General features: G+C 50.1%; 12 tRNA genes and 1 rRNA gene (1 of these 13 running past the window's edge). All 13 read left to right on the top strand.

The features are described from left to right. The first annotated feature begins 50 nt into the window (after positions 1 to 50). Positions 51 to 126, top strand: a tRNA-Lys gene (locus tag BN1190_RS14775). A 35-nt stretch (positions 127 to 161) separates the two neighbouring features. Next, positions 162 to 243, top strand: a tRNA-Leu gene (locus tag BN1190_RS14770). Between the two features lie 14 nt (positions 244 to 257). Next, positions 258 to 332 (top strand) — tRNA-Gly (locus BN1190_RS14765). Positions 333 to 339: 7 nt separating this feature from the next. After that, positions 340 to 428: transfer RNA gene (locus tag BN1190_RS14760), tRNA-Leu, on the top strand. A gap of 22 nt (positions 429 to 450) precedes the next feature. After that, positions 451 to 527, top strand: a tRNA-Arg gene (locus BN1190_RS14755). 11 nt (positions 528 to 538) lie between these two features. Beyond that, positions 539 to 615, top strand: a tRNA-Pro gene (locus BN1190_RS14750). Positions 616 to 637: 22 nt separating this feature from the next. After that, a tRNA-Ala gene (locus tag BN1190_RS14745) sits at positions 638 to 710 on the top strand. Between the two features lie 222 nt (positions 711 to 932). After that, positions 933 to 1,048: ribosomal RNA gene (gene rrf / locus BN1190_RS14740) — 5S ribosomal RNA — on the top strand. Positions 1,049 to 1,069: 21 nt separating this feature from the next. Then, a tRNA-Val gene (locus tag BN1190_RS14735) sits at positions 1,070 to 1,145 on the top strand. 8 nt (positions 1,146 to 1,153) lie between these two features. Further along, a tRNA-Thr gene (locus BN1190_RS14730) sits at positions 1,154 to 1,229 on the top strand. Between the two features lie 8 nt (positions 1,230 to 1,237). Next, a tRNA-Lys gene (locus BN1190_RS14725) sits at positions 1,238 to 1,313 on the top strand. 35 nt (positions 1,314 to 1,348) lie between these two features. Next, positions 1,349 to 1,430: transfer RNA gene (locus BN1190_RS14720), tRNA-Leu, on the top strand. 14 nt (positions 1,431 to 1,444) lie between these two features. Beyond that, a tRNA-Gly gene (locus tag BN1190_RS14715) sits at positions 1,445 to 1,513 on the top strand; it runs 6 nt beyond the window's last position.

Genomic DNA, 1,513 nt, shown 5'->3' with positions numbered 1-1,513 from the left:
GTAATCAGTAGGTTGAGGGTTCAAGTCCTTTCGCCGGCACCACTTTGTACGAGCCATTAGCTCAGTTGGTAGAGCATCTGACTTTTAATCAGAGGGTCGCAGGTTCGAATCCTGCATGGCTCACCATTTCTGTAAATATATACAGAACTTCTAGAGATTATGCGGGTGTGGCGGAATTGGCAGACGCGCTAGACTTAGGATCTAGTGCCTTCGGGCGTGGGGGTTCAAGTCCCTTCACCCGCATCTCTTATTTTTTTGCGGAAGTAGTTCAGTGGTAGAATACGACCTTGCCAAGGTCGGGGTCGCGGGTTCGAATCCCGTCTTCCGCTCCATAAATTTGCCGGGGTGGCGGAACTGGCAGACGCACAGGACTTAAAATCCTGCGGTAGGTGACTACCGTACCGGTTCGATTCCGGTTCTCGGCACCAATTATCATCTGCTTAATAATATGCGCCCGTAGCTCAATTGGATAGAGCGTCTGACTACGGATCAGAAGGTTGTGGATTCGACTTCTGCCGGGCGCGCCATTTTATTTTAACGGGAAGTAGCTCAGCTTGGTAGAGCACTTGGTTTGGGACCAAGGGGTCGCAGGTTCGAATCCTGTCTTCCCGACCATCTTTACATTTATATGAATTATGGGGCCTTAGCTCAGCTGGGAGAGCGCCTGCCTTGCACGCAGGAGGTCAGCGGTTCGATCCCGCTAGGCTCCACTTTNGGTCTGGTGTGGAAGCATGGCGACATGTGGAGCTGACAGATACTAATCGATCGAGGACTTAACCAAACAAAAGCGGAAGCGCCGTAAGGCGGTCTTGACTGCGCAATGTCTGTTTTATCCAGTTTTGAAAGAACGATAAGATCTTTCAAAAAAATCTTGTATAATACCTACGCGGTAGTATATAATATTAAATGTCTTTAAAAAGGTAAACAACTTGTCTGGTAATGATGGCGAAGAGGTCACACCCGTTCCCATACCGAACACGGAAGTTAAGTTCTTCAGCGCCGATGGTAGTAGGGGGCTTCCCCCTGTGAGAGTAGGACGTTGCCAGGCAGACGCAGCAATGCGTATTATGGAGGATTAGCTCAGCTGGGAGAGCATCTGCCTTACAAGCAGAGGGTCGGCGGTTCGAGCCCGTCATCCTCCACCATATTTTGTGCCGGTGTAGCTCAACTGGTAGAGCAACTGACTTGTAATCAGTAGGTTGAGGGTTCAAGTCCTTTCGCCGGCACCACTTTGTACGAGCCATTAGCTCAGTTGGTAGAGCATCTGACTTTTAATCAGAGGGTCGCAGGTTCGAATCCTGCATGGCTCACCATTTCTGTAAATATATACAGAACTTCTAGAGATTATGCGGGTGTGGCGGAATTGGCAGACGCGCTAGACTTAGGATCTAGTGCCTTCGGGCGTGGGGGTTCAAGTCCCTTCACCCGCATCTCTTATTTTTTTGCGGAAGTAGTTCAGTGGTAGAATACGACCTTGCCAAGGTCGGGGTCGCGGGTTCGAATCCCGTCTTCC

Source organism: Sporosarcina koreensis, from assembly GCF_000826145.2.
Lineage (GTDB): Bacteria > Bacillota > Bacilli > Bacillales_A > Planococcaceae > Sporosarcina > Sporosarcina trichiuri.
This window is presented reverse-complemented; position numbering and strand designations above follow the sequence as displayed.